This window comes from Nocardia sp. NPDC004722, assembly GCF_053601505.1.
The window spans coordinates 1-4110 of sequence record NZ_JBSGBY010000698.1; the positions used below are offsets into that span (position 1 = coordinate 1).

4 protein-coding genes and 1 pseudogene are annotated in these 4110 nt (G+C 67.4%); 3 read left to right on the top strand and 2 right to left on the bottom strand.

Features of this window, described 5'->3' with window-relative positions:
• Both ACWELQ_RS40060 and ACWELQ_RS40065 read left to right on the top strand, forming a co-directional pair.
• Positions 1–508: nuclear transport factor 2 family protein (locus ACWELQ_RS40060; protein WP_452402218.1), on the top strand; the 508-nt coding region annotated here is incomplete at its 5' end.
• 30 nt (positions 509–538) lie between these two features.
• Positions 539–1102 carry a DUF6529 family protein gene (locus tag ACWELQ_RS40065; RefSeq protein ID WP_452402219.1) on the top strand — a complete coding sequence of 188 codons (564 nt, stop codon included), beginning with the start codon at positions 539–541 and terminating at the stop codon, positions 1100–1102.
• On the opposite strand, the gene ACWELQ_RS40070 is transcribed toward ACWELQ_RS40065, so the two are convergent.
• The gene (locus ACWELQ_RS40070) at positions 1041–2165 is read right to left on the bottom strand and encodes an AbrB family transcriptional regulator (protein ID WP_452402220.1); all 1125 of its coding nucleotides are present in this window, start codon (positions 2163–2165) and stop codon (positions 1041–1043) included. The genes ACWELQ_RS40065 and ACWELQ_RS40070 overlap by 62 nt on opposite strands.
• 203 nt (positions 2166–2368) lie before the next feature.
• A complete protein-coding gene (locus ACWELQ_RS40075) occupies positions 2369–3757 on the bottom strand; it encodes a cystathionine beta-synthase (protein WP_452402221.1) in 1389 nt (462 codons plus the stop codon).
• An 81-nt stretch (positions 3758–3838) separates the two neighbouring features.
• Between ACWELQ_RS40075 and ACWELQ_RS40080 the strand changes: the two are divergent.
• Positions 3839–4110: pseudogene (locus tag ACWELQ_RS40080) on the top strand (hypothetical protein); the annotation flags it as partial.

Sequence of the window (4110 nt, forward strand, 5' to 3'; positions counted from 1 at the left end):
AGTCGATGACGGTGACCTTGCCGGGCGGAAGCGCCTGCGGCACAGTGGTGGTGCGCCAGTTCCCGGCCGCGTCGCGGGCCAGGCCGACCAGCTCGCCAACACCGCTCACGCCGAGATCATCGGGGCGCTCTACCGCGCGTTCGAGACCGGCGACATTCCGTTCATCCTCGATCAGCTCGCCGACGACGTTTCCTGGGACGCCGATTGGCTCGCCAATACCGCCCAGGCCGCGGGGGTTCCGCAGTTGCAGCCCCGGCGCGGACCGCACGCGGTCGCCGATTTCTTCGCCCTGCTGTCGGAGTGGAAGTTCCAGGAGTTCACGGTGCGTGATGTCATCGGGTCCACCGGTCAGGTGGCCGCCGAGATCGAATTGGATGTGGTGCTGCCCAACGGCAATCGCATCGTCGATCAGAACGTGCACCTGTGGAGCTTCGACGACGCGGGCAAGGTGTCGCGGCTGCGCACCTATGGCGACACCGCCAAGCTGATCGCCGCGCACACGGGGTGACACCCCGTGACGACCTGAAACCGAGTCGAGATGTCCTTGCTGACAGACGTTGTCACCGTTTCTCGGCGCAACCTGATCGCGGTGCCGGTGCTGCTCACCGGCGCCGCGGTCTCGGTCGCGCTGGGGATGGCCGGAACCCACTTCTGGCCCGGCACCCAGCCCCTGCCCACGTGGGGCTTCTCCGCCCCGCAGATCTTCAAGGCGTATCTGAGTAGTGCGGTCGGGGTGTTGATCGTCGGCCAAGTGCTCACGGCCGTCTGGATTTACGGCTTCCACGCGCCGAAACCCGTGCACACCTTCCACCGGCTGTCGGGTGCGCTGGCGTTCCTGCTCAGCCTGCCGGTGGCCTTCTACTGCCTCTACAGCTTCGGTTTCCAGGTCGGCCAGGGCGCGACCTCGACGCGGGTGATGGCGCACTCCATCGCGGGCGTGGTCTTCTACGGGGCCTTCGCCTCGAAAATGCTGACGCTGCGGTTGAAGCGGACCCCGGGCTGGCTGCTGCCGATCCTCGGCGCGACCGTGTTCACGAGCTTCACGCTGGCGTGGACGCTCGCTGCGCTCTGGTGGTTTCGTACCGTCGGATTCGCGCGATGAGCAGCGGCAGCAACGCCATCATGACCAGCAGCCGGATGGTCTGCACGCTGGTGATGAGCGGCAGATTCGCGCCCATGGTGTCGGCGGTGGCGAGCACCGCGTTGATGCCGCCGGGCGTGGTGGCCAGATACAGGTCCGACATCTGTAGATCCACCAGATAGGCCAGCCCCAAAGCCATTCCGGCCACGATCGCCGACAGGGCCAGCACCGCGGCGGTCATGGCGGGCAGCATCCGCGCCATCTCCCCCACCACCTGCCGGGTGAAGCGGGTCCCGACCTCGAAGCCGATCAGCACGAACAGCAGATCCTTGAACAGGTGGGTGGGCGCGTAGCCGTGGGTCAGGCCCAGCGCGGTCACGATCGCGGTGACCAGCATCGGCCCCAGCAGTGCGGCGTTCGGCAGCTTCAGGCGCGCGCCGATGCGAATCCCGATGAGGCACAGCACGATCGCGATGCACAGTCCGGCCAGCTGATCACCGCGGCCCATGATCATCCAGTACGGCAGGCTGGGGTCGGTGACCGAATTGCCCGGTGCCCCTGGGCCGTAAGGGACGCGCTCCTCATTGTCGAGCAGCGCGGCGATGGCCGGTGCGCTCAACGCCACCAGCGCGACCCGCAGGTACTGCATGAACGCCACCCGGCGCGGATCGGCGTCGAGTTCGTCGGCCGCCGCGACGACCGCCGCCGAACCACCGGCCAGCATGCCGAGCGTCGCGGTGGGCAGATCCACTTTGGTCGCGCGGGCGAAAACCAGCGCCACCCCCACGCTCACCACGACCGTCGCCGCCGTGACCGCGAGCACCGGCAGCAGCCCCCAGCCGATCGAGGTCAGCAGGGATATCTGCAGGTAGCTGCCCATCAGCACGCCCAGCATGGCCTGCACGCTCACGTTCACCTGTCGCGGCAGCGGTGCGGGCAGCTTCCCGGCCAACGCCAGACCCGCACCGACGACGATCGCGAGAATCATTTGCGGTGCGGGGAATCCGATCCGGTCCAGTAATTTCGCGCCACCGAGCACCGCGCCCAGCAACGCGACCCATACCGCCACCTGTCTCGGACTCATATGAATCAATGGTGCCCGGCGCGGATGAACCTCTGGTAACACCTCAGTTATCCAGGCCGAAGCTCCCACTGTGATCTCCGATTCAGAATCGGATGGGCTTGGCCCAGGCCATAAGTCACCTCGGCCACGAATCACACCGGTGAAAGCACGCCGCCCGCCGGATCCAAGGGAAGGGATCCGGCGGGCGGCAACCGTACAGAAAACTAGGCGAGGACGCCTTCGCTGAGGAAGCCCAGCAGGTCGTGGCGGGTGATGACGCCGACCGGCTTGCCGTCGTCGACGACCATGAGCGCGTCGGTGGACTCCAGCAGCTTGGTGGCCGCCGAGACCGGCTCGCCCGCGCCGATGAGCGGGAAGCCCGGGCTCATGTGCTTGGAGACCGGGTCGGTGAGCTTGGCGCGGCCCTCGAACACGGCCGAGAGCAGATCGCGTTCTGTGACCGAGCCCGCGACCTCGCCCGCCATCACCGGCGGCTCCGCGCCGACGACCGGCATCTGCGAGACGCCGTACTCACGCAGGATCTCGATAGCGTCGCGCAGGGTCTCCTGCGGGTGGGTGTGCACCAGGTCCGGCAGCTCACCGGACTTGCCGCGCAACACATCTCCCACGTGGACCTCGGTGTGCGAGCCGTCCAGGCGCGAGCGCAGGAAGCCGTAGGAGCTCATCCACTGGTCGTTGAAGATCTTCGACAGGTAGCCGCGGCCACCGTCGGGCAGCAGCACGACGACCACGGCGTCCGGATCGCGTTCGGCGACCTTCAGCGCCGCGACCACGGCCATGCCACAGGAGCCGCCGACCAGCAGGCCCTCTTCGCGGGCCAGGCGACGGGTCATCTCGAAGGAGTCCGCGTCGGAGACGGCGATGATCTCGTCCGGGATGGCCGGGTCGTAGGCGGACGGCCAGAAGTCCTCGCCGACGCCCTCGACCAGGTACGGGCGGCCGGTGCCGCCGGAGTAGACCGAGCCCTCCGGGTCCGCGCCGATGACCTTGACCTTGCCGCCGGAGATCTCCTTGAGGTAGCGGCCGGTGCCGGTGATGGTGCCGCCGGTGCCGACGCCCGCTACGAAGTGGGTGATCTTGCCTTCGGTGTCGCGCCAGATCTCGGGACCGGTGGTCTCGTAATGGGATTCGGGGCCGCCCGGGTTGGAGTACTGGTTCGGCTTCCACGCGCCCGGGATCTCGCGAACGAGGCGGTCGGAGACGTTGTAGTAGCTGTCCGGATCCTCCGGCGCGACGGCGGTCGGGCACACCACGACCTCAGCGCCGTAGGCGCGCAGCACGTTCCGCTTGTCCTCGCTGACCTTGTCCGGGCAGACGAACACGCACTTGTAGCCGCGCTGCTGCGCGACCAGGGCGAGGCCCACACCGGTATTGCCGGAGGTCGGTTCGACGATCGTGCCGCCGGGCTTCAGCAGCCCGGCCTCTTCGGCGGCGTCGATCATCTTGACGGCGATGCGGTCCTTCGAGCTGCCGCCCGGATTCAGGTACTCGACCTTCGCCGCCACCAGTCCCGAGTTCGGACCCACCACGGAGTTCAACCGAACGAGCGGGGTGTTTCCGATCAGATCGACGACATGGTTAGCGATGCGCATACCCCTCATCGTTGCAGAAAGGAGATGCGGACCTTCGCGCACGTCGGACATATCACGAATGCCGGAAATTACCATCGCCCCATGAGGAAGCCGACGAGCCTGAGGGCCGCCTCCCTGCTCACCTGTCTCACGGGCGCGACCATGATCATTACCAGCGCCCCAGCGCACGCCGCCACGATTGAATTCCCGCAGGTCCAAAGCATGTACCACGATGCTGTGCTGTGCGGCGGCAACATTCGATCCTGGGCCGACACCGGGCCGCAGTGGCCGGGGCGGGCCATCATCAGCGTGCAGGCGCTACCGGTCGGTGGGTTCGATCCGGGCGAGTACAGCTTCGCCCCGATGTGCGAGAC